The organism is Trebonia kvetii, from assembly GCF_007827045.1.
Classification (GTDB): domain Bacteria; phylum Actinomycetota; class Actinomycetes; order Streptosporangiales; family Streptosporangiaceae; genus Trebonia; species Trebonia kvetii.
Genome location: NZ_RPFW01000003.1, coordinates 443,101 through 459,425, shown reverse-complemented (window position 1 = coordinate 459,425; position 16,325 = coordinate 443,101). Strand labels below are relative to the sequence as shown.

General features: G+C 70.4%; 11 protein-coding genes and 1 pseudogene. 6 read left to right on the top strand and 6 right to left on the bottom strand.

Annotated elements, in window-relative coordinates:
* Window positions 1-8: 8 nt before the first annotated feature.
* Entirely contained in the window at window positions 9-1,175 is a 1,167-nt protein-coding gene (locus tag EAS64_RS16935) for a pyridoxal phosphate-dependent aminotransferase (RefSeq protein ID WP_222849369.1), read from the bottom strand.
* Window positions 1,176-1,255: 80 nt separating this feature from the next.
* On the opposite strand from EAS64_RS16935, the gene EAS64_RS16930 reads away from it, so the two are divergent.
* Window positions 1,256-2,083, top strand: coding sequence for a carbon-nitrogen hydrolase family protein (locus EAS64_RS16930; RefSeq protein ID WP_145853966.1), 828 nt, complete (start codon window positions 1,256-1,258; stop codon window positions 2,081-2,083).
* An 8-nt stretch (window positions 2,084-2,091) separates the two neighbouring features.
* Here the strand turns inward: EAS64_RS16930 and EAS64_RS16925 are convergent, their stop codons facing one another.
* Window positions 2,092-2,856 carry an SDR family oxidoreductase gene (locus EAS64_RS16925; RefSeq protein WP_246115724.1) on the bottom strand — a complete coding sequence of 255 codons (765 nt, stop codon included), beginning with the start codon at window positions 2,854-2,856 and terminating at the stop codon, window positions 2,092-2,094.
* 61 nt (window positions 2,857-2,917) lie between these two features.
* On the bottom strand, window positions 2,918-4,357 hold the full coding sequence (locus EAS64_RS16920) for a hypothetical protein (protein WP_145853964.1): 1,440 nt from the start codon (window positions 4,355-4,357) through the stop codon (window positions 2,918-2,920).
* A 359-nt stretch (window positions 4,358-4,716) separates the two neighbouring features.
* Between EAS64_RS16920 and EAS64_RS16915 the strand changes: the two genes are divergently transcribed.
* The 4 genes and pseudogenes from EAS64_RS16915 to EAS64_RS16900 all read left to right on the top strand — a co-directional run bounded on the left by EAS64_RS16915 (window position 4,717) and on the right by EAS64_RS16900 (window position 10,801).
* Window positions 4,717-8,505, top strand: coding sequence for a multifunctional oxoglutarate decarboxylase/oxoglutarate dehydrogenase thiamine pyrophosphate-binding subunit/dihydrolipoyllysine-residue succinyltransferase subunit (locus EAS64_RS16915; protein WP_145853963.1), 3,789 nt, complete (start codon window positions 4,717-4,719; stop codon window positions 8,503-8,505).
* A gap of 69 nt (window positions 8,506-8,574) precedes the next feature.
* Window positions 8,575-8,748: pseudogene (locus EAS64_RS16910) on the top strand (DUF6104 family protein); the annotation flags it as partial.
* A gap of 227 nt (window positions 8,749-8,975) precedes the next feature.
* The gene (locus EAS64_RS16905) at window positions 8,976-9,791 is read left to right on the top strand and encodes a DUF4097 family beta strand repeat-containing protein (protein WP_145853961.1); all 816 of its coding nucleotides are present in this window, start codon (window positions 8,976-8,978) and stop codon (window positions 9,789-9,791) included.
* The gene (locus tag EAS64_RS16900) at window positions 9,788-10,801 is read left to right on the top strand and encodes a PadR family transcriptional regulator (protein WP_145853960.1); all 1,014 of its coding nucleotides are present in this window, start codon (window positions 9,788-9,790) and stop codon (window positions 10,799-10,801) included. Before EAS64_RS16905 ends, EAS64_RS16900 begins: the two co-directional genes overlap by 4 nt.
* Before the next feature lie 83 nt (window positions 10,802-10,884).
* Here EAS64_RS16900 and EAS64_RS16895 read toward each other — a convergent pair whose 3' ends face one another.
* The 3 genes from EAS64_RS16895 to EAS64_RS16885 form a co-directional block, all read right to left on the bottom strand.
* On the bottom strand, window positions 10,885-12,738 hold the full coding sequence (locus tag EAS64_RS16895; protein ID WP_145853959.1) for a penicillin-binding transpeptidase domain-containing protein: 1,854 nt from the start codon (window positions 12,736-12,738) through the stop codon (window positions 10,885-10,887).
* Window positions 12,739-12,830: 92 nt separating this feature from the next.
* Window positions 12,831-13,799, bottom strand: coding sequence for a zinc-binding dehydrogenase (locus tag EAS64_RS16890; RefSeq protein WP_145853958.1), 969 nt, complete (start codon window positions 13,797-13,799; stop codon window positions 12,831-12,833).
* A 135-nt stretch (window positions 13,800-13,934) separates the two neighbouring features.
* Window positions 13,935-15,065: an NAD(P)-dependent malic enzyme gene (locus tag EAS64_RS16885; protein WP_246115767.1), complete on the bottom strand. Its 1,131-nt coding sequence runs from the start codon at window positions 15,063-15,065 to the stop codon at window positions 13,935-13,937.
* A 464-nt stretch (window positions 15,066-15,529) separates the two neighbouring features.
* On the opposite strand from EAS64_RS16885, the gene EAS64_RS16880 reads away from it, so the two are divergent.
* A complete protein-coding gene (locus EAS64_RS16880) occupies window positions 15,530-16,084 on the top strand; it encodes a CGNR zinc finger domain-containing protein (protein WP_145853956.1) in 555 nt (184 codons plus the stop codon).
* The last annotated feature ends 241 nt before the right edge of the window (window positions 16,085-16,325 follow it).

The window sequence follows — 16,325 nt, the reverse complement described above, 5'->3', positions numbered from 1 at the left end:
ACTGAATTTCAGCGGGCGAGGACGGACAGGCGGCTGAGCGCCTCCTTGAGCACCTCCTGGCGCTTGCAGAACGCGAACCGGACCTGGGTGCGGCCGGCTTCCGGGTGATCGTCGTAGAAGACGGCGCTTGGGATCGCGACCACGCCCGCGCGGTCCGGCAGGCCCAGGCAGAACTCCATGCCGTCGGTCTCGCCGAGCGGCGCGATGTCGGTGGTGATGAAGTAGGTGCCGTCCGGCTGGTACACCTCGAAGCCGATGTCCGCGAGGCCGCTCGCCATCAGGTCGCGCTTGGCCTTCAGGTCGGTGGCCATCTCCGTGTAGTAGCTGTCGGGGAGATCAAGGGCGCGGGCGACCGCGTACTGGAATGGGCCGCCGTTCACGTAGGTGAGGAACTGCTTGGTGGTGCGGACGGCGGCGACGAGGTCGGGTGAAGCGGTGACCCAGCCGATCTTCCAGCCGGTGAAGGAGAACGACTTGCCCGCGGAGCCGATCGAGACGACGCGGCCGCGCATGCCGTCGATGGTGGCGAACGGCACGTGCGGCACGTCGAACGTGAGGTGCTCGTAGGCCTCGTCCGCGATCACCAGCAGGTCATGCTCGATGGCCATCCTTGCGATGGCCTCGGTCTCCTCGCGGGTGAGAACCAGCCCGGTCGGGTTGTGCGGGCTGTTAAGCAGCAGCAGCCTGGTCTTGCCGGTGATCTTGTTTTCCAGCTCGGCCAGGTCGGGGCGGAAGTGCGGCGGGCGCAGCGTCAGCGGCACCCGGATGGCGCCCGCCATCGCGATGTTGGCGACGTAGGAGTCGTAGTACGGCTCGAACGCGATCACCTCGTCGCCCGGTTCGCACAGGGCGAGGATGGCGGCGGCGATGGCCTCGGTGGCGCCGGCGGTGACGAGCACCTCGGTGTCCTGGTCGTAGTCAAGGCCGTAGAACCGCCGCTGATGGCGTGCCACCGCGGCGCGCAGCTCGGGGATGCCGGTAGCGGGCGGGTACTGGTTGCCCTTGCCGGTCAGCACCGCCTCCGCGGCGGCCTCCGCGACCACCGCGGGGCCGTCGACGTCGGGGAAGCCCTGGCCGAGGTTGACCGAGCCGGTGGCGAGGGCGCGAGCCGACATCACGCCGAAGATGGTGTTGCCGAAGCCCGCGTAGCGGCGGTTGAGCACAGGTCGCGTCACCAGTCCATGACATCACGTCCGGCGGGGTGCCGGGATCGTGGCTGCCGACAGGCGTCAGCCAGCGGGGTTATCGTGGCCCCATGCGTATCGCCCTGTGCCAGATTCCGGTTAGCTCCGACGCCGGTGTCAACCTCGGACGCGTGCGGGACGCGCTCGGTGCGGCCGCCGCGGGCGGCGCCGACCTCGCGGTATTTCCTGAGGCGACGCTCGTCCGGTTCGGCTCCGACCTGCGCGCCGCGGCCGAGCCGCTCGACGGCCCGTTCTGCTCCGCGGTCGCGGCCGCCTGCGCCACGACGCGGGTCGCCGCGGTGCTCGGCACGTTCGAGCCCGCGCCGGACGGGCGGGTGTACAACACCGCGGTGGCGTTCTCCGCCGACGGTTCCCTCGCGGCGTCCTACCGCAAGCTGCACCTGTTCGACGCGTTCAGCCAGCACGAGTCCGACCTGGTCGCGCCCGGTTCCGAGGTGGTGCTCGCGCCGCTCGCCGGCACTACGGTCGGCATGCAGATCTGCTACGACATCCGCTTCCCCGAACTGACGCGGTGCCTGGCGGCCGGCGGCGCCTCGCTCGTCACGGTCAGCGCCGCCTGGCAGGCCGGGACGTTCAAGGAAGAGCACTGGGTGACGCTGCTGCGCGCCAGGGCGATCGAGAACACCGTGTGGATCGCTGCGGTCGGCCAGGTGCCCGACCTGGCGGAGAAGCCGACCCGCGCGCCGACCGGCATCGGGCGGTCGCTGCTTATCGACCCGCTCGGCGTGGTGCGCGCCGACCTCGGCCCGTCGGCCGGCGTGACCGTGGCGGAGGTAGACCTGTCGCTGGTGGACTCGGTCCGGGAAACGCTGCCCTCGCTGGCGAACCGGCGCCATGACGTGTTCGGGCCTTCCGGAGTCCCCCGCGCTAGCGTGTGAGGTCCGGGTCAGGGTTCGCGGGCGACCTGGAACGGCGCGAACGACTGGGCGGTGGCCATCAGCTCGATCGTGTTCACGTTGACGTGCTGCGGCATGGTTGCCGCCCAGTGGATGGACTCGGCGATGTCGTCGGCGGTCATCGGCTGCATGCCCTCGTAGACGTTGTCCGCCTTGCCCCGGTCACCGGAGAACCTGACCAGGGAGAACTCGGTGTCCGCCATGCCGGGCTCGACGCAGGTGACCCGCACCCCCGTGCCATGCAGGTCACTGCGGAGGTTGAGGCTGAACTGGTGCACGAACGCCTTCGAGCCGCCGTACACGTTCCCGCCCGGGTAGGGGTAGCTGCCGGCCACCGACCCCAGGTTGATCACGTGACCGCGGCGGCGGGCGACCATCCCGGGCAGGATCGCGCGCGTGCAGTAGACCAGGCCCTTGCAGTTGGTGTCGATCATCTGGTCCCAGTCGTCGAGGTCGGCGTCCTGGGCGGGACCGAGCCCGAGCGCGAGACCGGCGTTGTTGACCAGCACGTCGACGGCGCTGAACTCCTCCGGCAGGGCCGCCACCGCGGCGGCGACGCCTGCCCGGTCCCTGACGTCCAGCTGCAACGGGAGGACCTGCGGGCCGAACTCGCCCGCGAGATCCTTGAGCCGGTCGGTGCGGCGGGCGGCCGCGACGACGCGGGCGCCGTCGGCGGCGAATCTGCGGGCCACGGCGGCGCCGAAGCCACTGCTCGCGCCGGTGACGAAAACGGTTCCTGGCTTGGTGCTTGTCACCCGAGCCATCGTAGTCAAGGCACGTGTTGCGGTGACATGGCCCCGCTCAGGCTCAGAAGGCTCAGTACCGGATCGGCGATTGCCAGAGCGTCGGCATCAGCTGACCCTGCTGCCCGGTGTATCCGCCGCCGGTCAGCGTCGCGCCGTCGGCGGTGAGCGCGGTGATCGCGTTCTGCGTCGCGGGGCCAGTCGGTGAGCCGGCCAGGCCGGTGCCCTGGGGTGTCGCCGTCGTCCATCCGGTGCCGCCCGCGGCGGGCAGCGTCCAGAGCACCACAGCGGAACCGGCCCCCGTCTCGTAGGTGCCCGCCGCGGTGAAGCCGGCGCCCGCCGCGGTCAGCGCGGTGACCGCGGCCGCCCGTCCGCCGACTGGCCCGGGAAGCCTGATCAGGGTCCAGGTGGCGCCCGAGTCCGCCGAGACCTCGGCGAACGGGCTGCCGGTGCCCGCGGCGGAGAACGCGGTGCCCGCGGCCACCACGACGGCGCCGTGCGCCGCGACATAGGCGAGCGCCGCACGCGCCGCGCCCGCGGGCGCGGCAATCACCGACTGCCGCCAGGTGCGGCCGTCGGCGGACAGCCAGGCAGCCGGGCGCGTTCCCGCGGCGCCGACGGCGGCGAACCCGCGGGCCGTCGCGGTGACGGCACTCATCAGCGTCTGGCCGTGCCCGGCCTTGCTGGCGATCGCGGCGGTGCGCCAGCCGGCGAGGCCCGGCGCGTACCAGGCGGCTGCCGCGACCGCACCGCCCCGCGCGGGACGATGGCCGACGATCACGAAGCCCTTCCGGTCCGCGGCCACCGCCGCCGTGACGGCACCCGCGGTCCCGGTGCCGCCCGCCACGGTCCATGCCCGGGCGTCTGGTGAGCTGGCGATCAGCGGGCCGCCGCGCCCCGCTCCGCTCAGCGCCGTGCCGACGGCGAGCCAGCCCGCCGCGCCGTGCGCGACACCGGCAAACTGGCCGCGGCCCGCCCCGGTCTGGCCCGCCGCGGTCAGCGCAGCGCGCGTCCACGTGGAGCCGCCGTCCGGCGAGACCCACAGCGCGGGACCGCCGTCCGCGGTCCCCGCGAGTACCTCGGTGCCCGCCGACGCGGCGATCGCCGCCAGCATCACGGGGGTCGTGCCCGCTTGCCCGGTAAACGCCGTCCCGGCCAGCCGGGCCGGCGGGAAGCCCGCGGCGAGCGCCGACGGCGCCGCGCCGCCGTTGCCGCCGCCGCCCGCGGTCACCACCACCGCGATGCCGACGATCACGGCGACCACGATCGGCAGAACGAGGCCGACAAGCCAGTTCCTGGTGCGCATGACGGCGAGCACGCCGCCGCCCGCGGCGCGAACGGAGGCCCGTGGCGGCGGCAGCGGCGGTGCGGGATGCCTGATCGGGCGCAGCGAGTCCCGCGTGAGCGGGCGCAGCGGCTCCGGCGGATACGGGCGCAGCGAGTCCTGCCGAGGCCGGTGACGCGGGCCACGCGGCGCCTCGAACTCGTAGCCGGGAACCTCGCCTGTGTCCATTCAGCACGAGCGTAGCGGCCCGTTACGGGAAAGGCCGGGCATTTCCCTTCTCGGCAAACCGCCCGAATTAATGGCCAGCGCGTCAATCCCCTGATAACCAGCCAATTCCCCCAGGTTCGCTGGATGCAGCCGCCGCGCGACAGCACTGCCAGTGCGGCGTGAGCGGCCACCGAAGCCGTGCGGCGACCGCACGGATCGCGAACGTAAAGCGTGCAGGGTCGAAAGCGGTCAAGGCGCGTGACTCATCCCACATCGGTCACCTGAGCCACGGCGGCAGCATCCCGCCCCCTGCTAGCACAACCGAGCGGTAGCCTGGGAGGAGGGAGTCAGTAATCACATCTAATCTTCGGAAGAAGGCGATGTCCGCCGTGTCTTCTGAGTCGCCGCTCGCTGCCGCAGACTTCAGCGCGTCCTCAGCAAACCCCTCGTCACCTGCCCGGCCTGGTGAGTCAGCGGAGCCGGGCAGCGCGCCGGGCAGCGCCGACTTCGGACCCAATGAGTGGCTGGTCGACGAGCTGTATCAGCGTTACCTCGACGACCCGGGTTCTGTCGACAAGGCATGGTGGTCGTTCTTCGCCGACTACCGTCCGGTCCGCGGCCTGAACGGCACCGGGCCGATGCCCGTCCTTGCCGAGCCGCCGCCCGCCACCGCGCCCCCGCAGGCACCGTTGCCCGTCGCCGCGCCGCAGACCGCGGCTGCTCCCGCCGCCCCGGCGCCGCCGGCCACGCCCGCCACGGCGGCACCCGCCGGGACCGCCCCGACCGCCGCGCCGCCCCCCGGCGACGCCGAACTGTCCAAGCTCCGCGGTGCCGCCGCGCGCACCGCGCTGAACATGGCGGCGAGCCTGAGCGTGCCCACCGCCACCAGCGTGCGCGCGTTCCCGGCCAAGCTGCTCATCGACAACCGCATCGTCATCAACAACCACCTGCAGCGCGGCCGGGGCGGGAAGATCTCCTTCACCCACCTGATCGGCTACGCGCTGGTCCAGGCGGTCAAGGCGTTGCCGGAGATGAACGCCGCGTACGCCGAGGAGGACGGCAAGCCCGTCCTCGCCATGCCGCACCACGTGAACCTGGGCCTGGCCATCGACCTCAAGGCCAAGGACGGCAGCCGCCAGCTGCTCGTGCCCAACATCAAGGGCGCGGAGGAGATGGACTTCCGCCAGTTCTGGTCCGCCTACGAGGACGTGGTCCGCAAGGCGCGCAGCGGCAAGCTGACGGTCGCCGACTTCCAGGGCACCACGATCTCCCTCACCAACCCGGGCACGATCGGCACCGAGCACTCCGTGCCGCGCCTCATGCCCGGCCAGGGCGCCATCATCGGCGTCGGCGCCATGGAGTACCCCGCCGCCTACCAGGGCGCGAGCGAGGAGACCATGGCCCGGCTGGCGATCAGCAAGACGGTGACGCTGACCTCCACCTACGACCACCGGATCATCCAGGGCGCGCAGTCGGGCGACTTCCTGCGCATCGTGCACCGGATGCTGCTCGGCGAGAACCGCTTCTACGACGGCGTCTTCGAGAGCCTGCGCATCCCGTATGAGCCGGTCCGCTGGGTGAAGGACTTCCCGTACGGGCACGAGGACGATGTCACGCGGTCGGCCCGGGTGCAGGAGCTCATCCACGCCTACCGGGTCCGCGGCCACCTGATGGCCGACACCAACCCGATCGAGACCGTGCAGCGCAAGCACGCCGACCTGGACATCATCCAGCACGGCCTGACGCTATGGGACCTGGAGCGCGAGTTCGCCACCGGCGGGTTCGGCGGGCGGCCGATCATGCGGCTGCGGGAGATCCTCGGCGTGCTCCGCGACTCCTACTGCCGGACGATCGGCATCGAGTACATGCACATCCAGGACCCGGAAGAGCGCAAGTGGATCCAGGCGCACATCGAGGTCCCCCCGTCCCGGGCGGGCCACGACGACCAGGTGCGGATCCTGTCCAAGCTCAACGTGGCCGAGGCGTTCGAGACGTTCCTGCAGACCAAGTACGTCGGCCAGAAGCGCTTCTCGCTCGAGGGCGGTGAGGCGCTGATCCCGCTGCTCGACGTGGTGATAAGCGAGGCCGCCGAGGCGGAGCTCGACGAGGCCGTGGTCGGCATGGCGCACCGCGGCAGGCTCAACGTGCTTGCCAACGTCATCGGTAAGTCCTACGGGCAGATCTTCAAGGAGTTCGAGGGCAACCTCGACCCGAAGTCCACCCAGGGCTCAGGCGACGTGAAGTACCACCTGGGCGCCAGCGGCACCTTCACCTCGGCCAGCGGCAAGACCATCCCGTGCAGCCTGGTCGCCAACCCCAGCCACCTGGAGTGCGTCGACCCGGTGACCGAGGGCGTGGTCCGCGCCAAGCAGGACATCCTCGACAAGTCCGCGGACGGCTTTACCGTGCTGCCGGTGCTCATCCACGGCGACGCGGCCTTCGCCGGCCAGGGCGTTGTTGCCGAGACGCTCAACCTGTCGCAGCTGCGCGGTTACCGCACTGGCGGCACGGTGCACATCGTGGTGAACAACCAGGTCGGCTTCACCACCTCGCCGATGGAGTCCCGGTCGAGCGTCTACGCCACCGACGTGGCGCGGATGATCCAGGCGCCGATCTTCCACGTGAACGGCGACGACCCGGAGGCAGTCACCCGGGTGGGGCGGCTCGCGTTCGCCTACCGCGAGGCGTTCCGCAAGGACGTCGTGATCGACATGGTCTGCTACCGGCGCCGCGGGCACAACGAGGGCGACAACCCGAGCTTCACCCAGCCGCTGATGTACGACCTGATCGAGGCGCGCCGCTCGGTGCGCAAGCTCTACACCGAGGCGCTCATCGCGCGCGGCGACCTCACCATGGAGGAGGCCGAGGCGGCGCTGCGCGACTACCAGCAGCAGCTGGAGCGTGCGTTCACCGAGACCAGGGAGGCTGCGGAACTCCCGCCGCAGCCGGGCACGGTGATGCCGCAGGAGACAGGCGACCGCCCGGTGGACCACGCCGCGGTGCCGACCGCGATCTCGGGTGACCTGGTCAAGCAGATCATCGACACCCAGGTGTCCATCCCGGATGGCTTCACCGTCCACCCGCGGCTCAAGCCGCAGCTCGACCGGCGCGCCGCCAGCGTCGGCGAAGACACGATCGACTGGGCGACCGGCGAGCTGCTCGCCTTCGGCTCGGTGCTGCAGGACGGGCACCCGGTCCGGCTTGTCGGCCAGGACTCAAGGCGCGGCACGTTCGGCCAGCGGCACTCGGTGCTCGTGGACCGGGTAACCGGCGAGGAGCACACTCCGCTCAAGAGGCTCGACAACGGCAAGGCGCGGTTCTTCGTCTACGACTCGCTGCTGTCGGAGTTCGCCGCGATGGGCTTCGAGTACGGCTACTCGGTCGCCCGTCCGGACGCGCTCGTGCTCTGGGAGGCGCAGTTCGGCGACTTCGCCGACGGCGCGCAGACCATCATCGACGAGTTCATCAGCTCCGGCGAGCAGAAGTGGGGCCAGAAGTCCAGCGTCGTGCTGCTGCTGCCGCACGGCTACGAGGGCCAGGGCCCGGACCACTCCTCGGCGCGTATCGAGCGGTTCCTGTCGCTGTGCGCGCAGGACAACATGACGGTCGCGCTGCCCACCACCCCTGCCAACTACTTCCACCTGCTGCGCTGGCAGGCGATCAGCGGCCGGCACAAGCCGCTGATCGTCTTCACGCCCAAGTCGCTGCTGCGGCTCAAGGCGGCCACCTCGGCGACGTCGGACTTCACCCAGGGCTCCTTCAAGCCACTGATCGGCGAGCCGGCCGGCTTCGACGGGAGCAGGATCCGCCGGGTGGTGCTCTGCACCGGCAAGATGTACTACGACCTCGCCGAGCACCGGGCCAAGTCGGGTATCACCGACACGGCGATCGTCCGCGTCGAACGGCTCTACCCCATCCCGGCGCGGGAACTGCAGAAGGAACTCTCGCGGTACCCCAGCGACGTCGAACTGGTCTGGTGCCAGGAAGAGCCGGAGAACCAGGGCGCCTGGCCACGCATGGCGCTTCGCCTGCCGGCCCCCGACGTGATCGGCCGGCTGCCGCGGCTTGTCGCGCTCCCGGCGAGCTCGGCGCCCGCGTTCGGCTCCGCGAAGGTGCACGCGGCGACGCACCGTGAACTGATAGAGACCGCCATCCCTCGGCATGTCTAAGAATGTCGGGCTGGCGCATCTCACGAACCCGTGACGTCATTTTAGACATGCCGCTCCGGAGGGCTAGCGATGTACTTCACCGACGCCGGGATCGAGGAACTCGACGACCGTCGCGGCGACGAGCAGGTCACCATGGCCTGGCTCGCCGAGCGACTGCGCGACTTCGTCGATCTCAACCCGGAGTTCGAGACCGCGGTGGATCGGCTCGCGTCGTGGCTGGCGCGGATCGACACCGACGGTGACGCGGACGCGAACGCTGACACGGCCGAACCCGCCGAACCCGCCGACGAGGAGTAACAGCCAAGAGATCATCCCGAACGGGTGCCTGTCGTCGCCCGCCGGCCGCGCTCTCTCCTCGAGCGGCGTGGCCGGCGTCCGGTCCTCACTAACGCGATACATCTTGACTTTGCGGCAACACGATATATCGTGGTGTGTAGGTCACTGACGATGTACCGCGATGGAGGACCGCGATGGCACGCTGGACGGTTGACAAGCCGATGGCGCTCGACTTCGACGACGTCAGGTCGCTGAACGTGCGGCTGATCGCCGGAACGGTCGCGGTGCTCGCATCCGATGACCGGCCCTCGGTGGTGGTGAGCGAGCTGTCCGGGCGGCCCATCCTGGTCAGCCACGAGGACGGCGTGCTCACCGTGGCCTACGAGTCGCTGTCCTGGGAAGGCCTGCTCGGCTTCCTGAAACCACGCAAGGACAGCGTCGCCATCACCGTCACCGTCCCCGCGGACTGCCCGACCCAGTTCGGCGTGCTCAGCGCGTCGGCGGTGGTGTCCGGCCTGTCCGCGGGCGCGTCGGTCAGGAACATGTCCGGCGACATCACGCTCGACGGCGTGACAGGCGACGTGGACGCCGAGACGATGTCCGGCGAGCTCGCGGCCTGCGATGTCGACGGGTCGATCAGGATCAAGTCGATGTCGGGCGGGGTGACCGTGGCCGGCGGGCTGATCGACTCCCTGGACGCGAGCACGATGAGCGGGCAGGTCACGGCCGATTTCGCGCTCCGCGGCACCGGAAACGTGCACGTCAGCACGATGTCCGGCGACGTGACGCTGCGGCTGCCCGCGGATAGCGACGCGCGGGTGCACATGCACTCCACGTCGGGCGCCGTCAGGACCGAATTCGAGACACTGCGGACCATCAAGGCTCCTGGCTCGCGTGCCGTTAGCGGTAACGTTGGCGCAGGTGCCGGACATGTGTCCGTCACCACCATGTCCGGTGCGATAACGCTGCTGCGGCGTTCACCGGTAGGGATGGAGAGCAAGACCCGATGACCCCGGTTTTCCGCCATGGACGCCTCCGGCTGTACCTGCTGCGGCTCCTCGATGAGGAGCCAAGGCACGGCTACGAGGTGATCCGGCTGCTGCGCGATCGCTTCATGGGCATCTATGCCCCTTCACCAGGCACGATCTACCCGCGTCTGGCCAGGCTCGAGGAAGAGGGCCTGGTCACGCACGACGAGGAGAACGGGCGCAAGGTCTACCGGATCACCGAGGCCGGCCGCGAGGAGCTGCGCAACCGCGGGGACGAGCTCGATGAGCTGGAAGAGGAGCTGTCCGCGTCGGTCAGCGACATCGTCCGCGAGGTCCGCGAGGACGTCCGGGACACGGTGCGCAGCCTCCGCGAGGAGCTGACCAGGGCCGCACGCGAGATGCGCGGCTTCGAGCGGGACGCCAGGGAACAGGCGCGCGAGCAGGGCCGCCAGGGGCGCGACCACGCCCGTGAGGCCGCGGAAGCCGCCAAGGAGCACACGGCGCGCGACACCGCGCGTGAGGCAGCGGAAGCCGTCAAGGAACAGGCCCGTCAGGCACGCGACCAGGCCCATGAGCAGCGCGAACAGGCGCGCGAGCAGGGCCGCCAGGCGCGCGATGAGGCGTTCGCACACGCCCACCGGCTCCGCGATGAGGCGACCAGGCTGCGCGACGGGGCACGCGACCAGTGGAACGGCGGCTGGGGCAACTGGAGCGAGTGGAGTCACTGGGGCGATTGGGCCGGCCGCTCGGGCTGGCCCGGCCAGCACGACCTCGGCGCCCTCCGCGACTTCGAGCGGCTGGCCCGCGACTTCGTGGCCGACCTGCGCGGCGCCGCCAGGGATTCCGGCTCCCTGCTCGGCAGCGACGTCATTCCCACCCTGCGCGACATCCTCGCCGACACCCTGGACCGCATCCGCACCGAGGTGTTCGAACCGCACCACGACGCCCCCGGCGCCCCTGGCGCCCCAGGCAGCTCCGCCGCCCCCGGCGAGGCCGCCAAGCAGCCCCCCAAGGACACCCCAGCCGAGTAACCGCATCAAGTGAGTGCCGTTAGGCCGGCTGGAGCCGGCCTAACGGCACTCACTTGCGTTTCGGGGTTGTGACGGCTGGGGCGTCAGTAGCCCTTGAGGAAGGACGCGGCCTCCGGGCCGGCGAACTGGGCGCCGTAGCCGGCGTTGACGACCAGGCAGGCCACCGCGACGTCCTTGGACGTGTCGAAGGCGACCATCCAGCTGTTCGGCTGGTCCTGACCCTGGATGTCGGCGGTGCCCGTCTTGGCGTAGACGTTCGGCCCGAAGCCGAGCCCCGCGCCCGTGCCGCTGGTCACTACGGCGCGCATGACCTGCTTGAGGTACCTGTCCGTCTTGACGGGCAGGCGGGTCGCCGTCAGCTGCTTGGTCCCGAGCCGCAGGTAGGGCTGCTTGAACGTGCCGGTGTCCACCGTGGCGGCCACCGAAGCCATCGCGATCGGCGACGCGACGAGCGAGCCCTCGCCGAAGGCCTCCTGCGCGAGTTCGGAACCCGACGCGCTGGCCGGGGCGTTGAAGTACGACGCGGAGATGTCGCCGATGCCGATGTTCCACTTCTGGTTCAGGCCGTAATAGGTCTTCGCCGTGCTCGCCAGCTTCCCCGACAGCTGTTGCCACTGGGTGCTGAACGCGTTGTTGCATGACTGCGCGAACGAGTTGACGAACGGCGTGCCCGCGGGCAGGGTCTCCCCCTGGTCGTTGTGGTAGGTGATGCCCGTCACGGTGTAGGCGGCGGGGCAGGCGACCGGGCTCTGCGGAGTCATCCCGTTGTTGAACAGCGCGGTCGAGGTGATGACCTTCATCGTCGAGCCGGGCGCGACGTCCGCGGTGAGCGCGAAGTCGTTGAAGCCCGCGTTGTTGGCGATCGCCAGGATCTTGCCGGTCGACGGCTGGATCACCACCATCGAGCTCTGCTTGTGCATGCCGACGGCCTTGCGGGCCAGGGACTCGGCCTTCGCGTCGATCGTGGTGCCGAGCGTCGGATAGTTGCCGGGCGACACGATGAGGGCCTGGCTGTTCGGCACCGGCTTGCCGGACTTGGTCTGGATCTCCACGTTGAGGCCCGCGCTCGCGCCCTGCTGGGCCGGCGCCGTCGCCTTCAGCAGGCCGGCGATCGTGCTGAGCCCCGCGTCGTTGTACTTGGTGAGGTCCTGGCCGCTGGCGTCGGTGACCATGCTGACCGTGGGCGGGACCGTCACCGCCGCCAGGTGAGTGGCCGCCGTCAGGTTCGGCGCGAGCACATCGGGCCGCCACGCGACGAACCAGACCTGCGAGTTCGGCTGCTGGTAGGCGACGAGCGTGGAGTGGTAGGTCCACTTGCCGCGCACCGCGTTCTTGCCGCTGCCCGCGCCGACCGACGCGCCGATCGCGAACTGCACGCTCTCCCGCGGCGCCTTGACCGTGGACCCGGTCGCGGCGGTCACGCCGGACGGTGCGGCGGTCATCTTCTTGAGGCTCAGGTCCTTCGCGTAGGCGGCGAGCGCCTGCTTGGCGGCGGCGGGCTCGCTGGTCAGGTTGGCGGCCTTGGCCAGGTCGCCAGTCCGCCAGGCGGCGAGGAACGCCGCGGCGACCTGCTGGCCGTCCTGCTGCGCCGTGGTGCCAGTGGGGATCATGCCGTACGCCGGCGGGCTTGTGCTGCCGCCGGGCTTGAACACCGTGATCACCAGCACCGCGGCGGCAAGCGCGACGGCGAGCACACCTGCGATGGCCGCGACGACCGTGCGGCGGCTCTTCTTGGGCTCTGTCGGCGGCCGCTTCGGCCCGCCGTACACGCGGCTCGTGTGATAGACGGGCTGCCCCGCCTGCGTGGGCTGTTCGTCCTGTCCCGCCGTCGGCACCGCGGCAGGCGCCGTCGGAGCGGCTCCCGCCGCACCAGGAGCCGCACCCGGCCCCTCCAGCGAGTCCGACGGGTCCTTGGAACTGTCGTTGTCGCTCGTCACCTCATCGACCGTACCCGACCCGTGCTGCCTTACCGCGACTCCGGCGCGAAACCGGGAGGGCGACCCGGCACCGGCCGGGTGTCGCTGCGAGGCTAAGGAGTGAAGACGATCTTGCCGGTGTGGGTGCCCTCGATCATGGCGGCGAAGCCGTCGGCGGCCTGCGCCAGCGGGATCACCCGGTCGATCAGCGGGCGGGTGCCGGTCTGCTCGCAGAAGCGGAGCAGGCGGCCGAGCTGATCGCGGGTGCCCATGGTGGACCCGGCGACGGACAGCTGGGTGAAGAAGATGCGGGTCAGCTCGGCCGGCGGGATGTCGCCGCTTGTCGCTCCGGAGATGACGATCCGGCCGCCGGGCTTGAGCGAGCGGACGGAGTGCGACCAGGTGGCCTGGCCGACAGTCTCCATCACCACGTCGACCCGTTCCGGCAGCCGCGCCCCGGTCGCGAAGGCCTGGTCCGCACCGAGCTTGACCGCCGCGTCGCACTTGGCCTCGCTGCGGCTTGTCACCCACATCCGGTAGCCCGCGGCCCGCCCGAGCAGGATCAGCGCGGTGGCGACGCCGCCGCCCGCCCCCTGGACGAGGATCGTCGAGCCGGGCTGCGCGCCCGACTTGTCGAACAGCATCTTGTAGGCCGTCAGGTACGCGGTGGGCAGGCAGGCCGCCTCCTCGAAGGAGAGCGCGGCGGGCTTGGGTATCAGGTTCGCCTTAGGCACCGTGACCTTCTCCGCGAACGTGCCCTGGTACCGCTCGGATAGCAGCGAACGGCGCGGGTCGAGCGTCTCATCGCCGCCGCCCGCGTTGGCGTCGCCGATCACCGCGTGCACCACGACCTCGTTGCCGTCCTCGTCGACGCCGGCGGCGTCGCAGCCGAGGATCATCGGCAGCCGGTCAGCCGGCAGTCCCACGCCGCGCAGCGACCAGACGTCGTGGTGGTTGAGCGCGGTCGCCCGGACGGTGACCGTGGCCCAGTGGGCCGGCGGCTCGGGATCTGGCCGCTCCCCCGTCTCCAGACCGTTGAGCGGATTGTCTGCATCGATACGCGCGGCATAGACGGCGAACATGAGCCCGACCATACAGTGTCCAGCGCGCCCGATCGCAAAGACCGCGATCATATCGGGCGCGCTGGACACTGCTATCTCCCGGGGGACGACCCCCCGTACCCCCCGATGTCCGCTGCGCGGACGAGAGGGTGCCAGCTAGCGGCGCGCCACACCATCCACACGGGCCTGGGCGGCGACGGCGGCGGTGACGGCTGGGGCGACCCGCTCGTCGAACTGGCTCGGGATCACGTAGTCAGGCGCCGCGTCATCTCCGACGAGGGCGGCAACGGCGTCGGCGGCGGCCAGCTTCATGTTCTCGGTGATGGTGGTCGCGCGGACGTCAAGCGCGGCACGGAACACGCCGGGGAAGGCGAGCGAGTTGTTGATCTGGTTCGGGAAGTCGCTGCGGCCGGTCGCCACCACGGAGACGTGGCGGCGGGCGATGTCCGGGTGGATCTCCGGCTCCGGGTTGGAGAGCAGGAAGGCGATCGCTCCGTTGGCCATCTTGGTGATGGCGTCCTCGGCGAGCACGCTGCCGGACAGGCCGATGAACACGTCGGCGCCGAGCAGCGCGGACTCGACCGAGCCGACGTGGCCGGATGCGTTGGTCACCCTGGCCAGCGCCGCCTTGACCGGGTTGAGCCCCTCGCGGCCGTGGTAGATCATCCCCTTGCTGTCCGCCACGCCGACCTCGCCGACCCCGGCGGCCAGCAGGATCTTCGACACCGCGATGCCCGACGCGCCGGCGCCGCAGACCACGACGCGCAGCGCGGCTAGGTCCTTGCCGACCACGCGGGCGGCGCTGCGCAGCGCCGCGAGCGCGACGATCGCGGTGCCGTGCTGGTCGTCGTGCATGACGGGGATGTCCAGCATGGACCGCAGCCGGTCCTCGATCTCAAAGCAGCGCGGCGCGGAGATGTCCTCCAGGTTGATGCCGCCGAAGCTCGGCGCGAGCGCCGCCACAACCCGCACCACGTCGTCCACATCGGTGACGTCGATGCAGACGGGCACCGCGTTGATGCCCGCGAACTTCTTGAACAGCAGCGCCTTGCCCTCCATGACGGGCATCGCCGCGGCCGGCCCGATGTCACCGAGCCCGAGAACCGCCGTGCCGTCGCTCACCACCGCGACCGTGTTGCCCGTCCAGGTGTACTCGCTTGCCAGTTCCGGGTCGTCGGCGATCGCGGTGCACACCCGGGCCACGCCCGGCGTGTACGCCATGGCGAGCGCGGCCCTGTCGGGAACCTCCACGCTCGGGTTGACATCGATCTTGCCGCCCCGGTGCATGGCGAAGACCGGATCATCGTCGTAGGGAAATGAAGTCTCGGAAGTCACGGCAACCCCACAATCGGTATGACTGGTGATTCGGCAGACCCGCGGTCCCGGGGTTGCGGCGACCGCCTCCGCGCCTGAAGGACGTGGCTTCAGGCACAGGGCCATTTAACTGGCTCGCCGCCACGTTCGATCGAACCCGGACGCAAGCTCAGCTTGACAGGCGTGCAACACGGCCATTCCGCCTCGTGTGGCGGTTCAGGGCCTGGCACCCCTCGTCGTGCCGCTCATGATAGCCCAGCGCACAGTCCTGTACTGCCGTCGCTGCCAAGAGGACCGTCCGGCCGTTACCGGCTGGAATGGTGCGACCTGAGTTGCTGCTGGCCCTCCTGGGTAGCACTGTCGGCGCCGTTCTGTAATACTCATGAACGGCAGCAGACCATTACAGACGTCTTACACCACAGCGGGGGTGTCCGCGGGTGGACCTGTCTTCCTATGCGGAGCTGGCCGTCAGGCTGGTGAACACCGCGAGCCTGGGGCACGACGGCGGCGACCAGCTCGCCTCCATGGACGGGCTCCGCTCGCTCGTGGCCGACCGTGAGCACCTGAGCCACGGGATCGCGCGCGCCGACCTCGAGGCGCTGCGCATGCTCAGGGACGAGTTCCGCGGCTTCTTCGTGTCCTGCTCGCAGGGGAACGGCACCGAGGCCGCCGCCCGGCTGAACGAGCTGCTCATCCAGTACCCGGTGCACCCGCAGCTGTCCGGGCATGACGGCCAGCCGTGGCACGTGCACTACACCGAGAGCGGCTCGGTGTCCGACAAGTACGCGGCGGGCGCGGCGATGGGTCTGGCCGTCCGGCTCGCCGATCTTGGCCTTGACCGGTTCGGCGTCTGCCAGGCCGCGCCCTGCTCCGGGGTGTTCATCGACACCTCGGTCAGCCACACCAGGCGGTACTGCTCGGACCGCTGCGCCAGCCGGGCCAACGTCATCGCCTACCGGGCCCGCAAGCGCGGCGAGGAACCCGCCAGCTGAACGCCGGCCGCGCAAATCCTGAATGGCGCTGGGCTTTGTAACGTCCGCCCGGCTCGTGAATGCTTTCACAAGCGATTCGACTGTCCTGAGATGCCCGTACCGATGCGGCATAAACCTGCCGAAACGCGAAACTGCCCGGCAATTAGGGCGACATCGCCGCGTCACCTGACACCTGTGTCATTAACCCGCGTAAACATGGCACACCGTCGTGACCTGCGTTATAGAACCGAATCCGGGACAA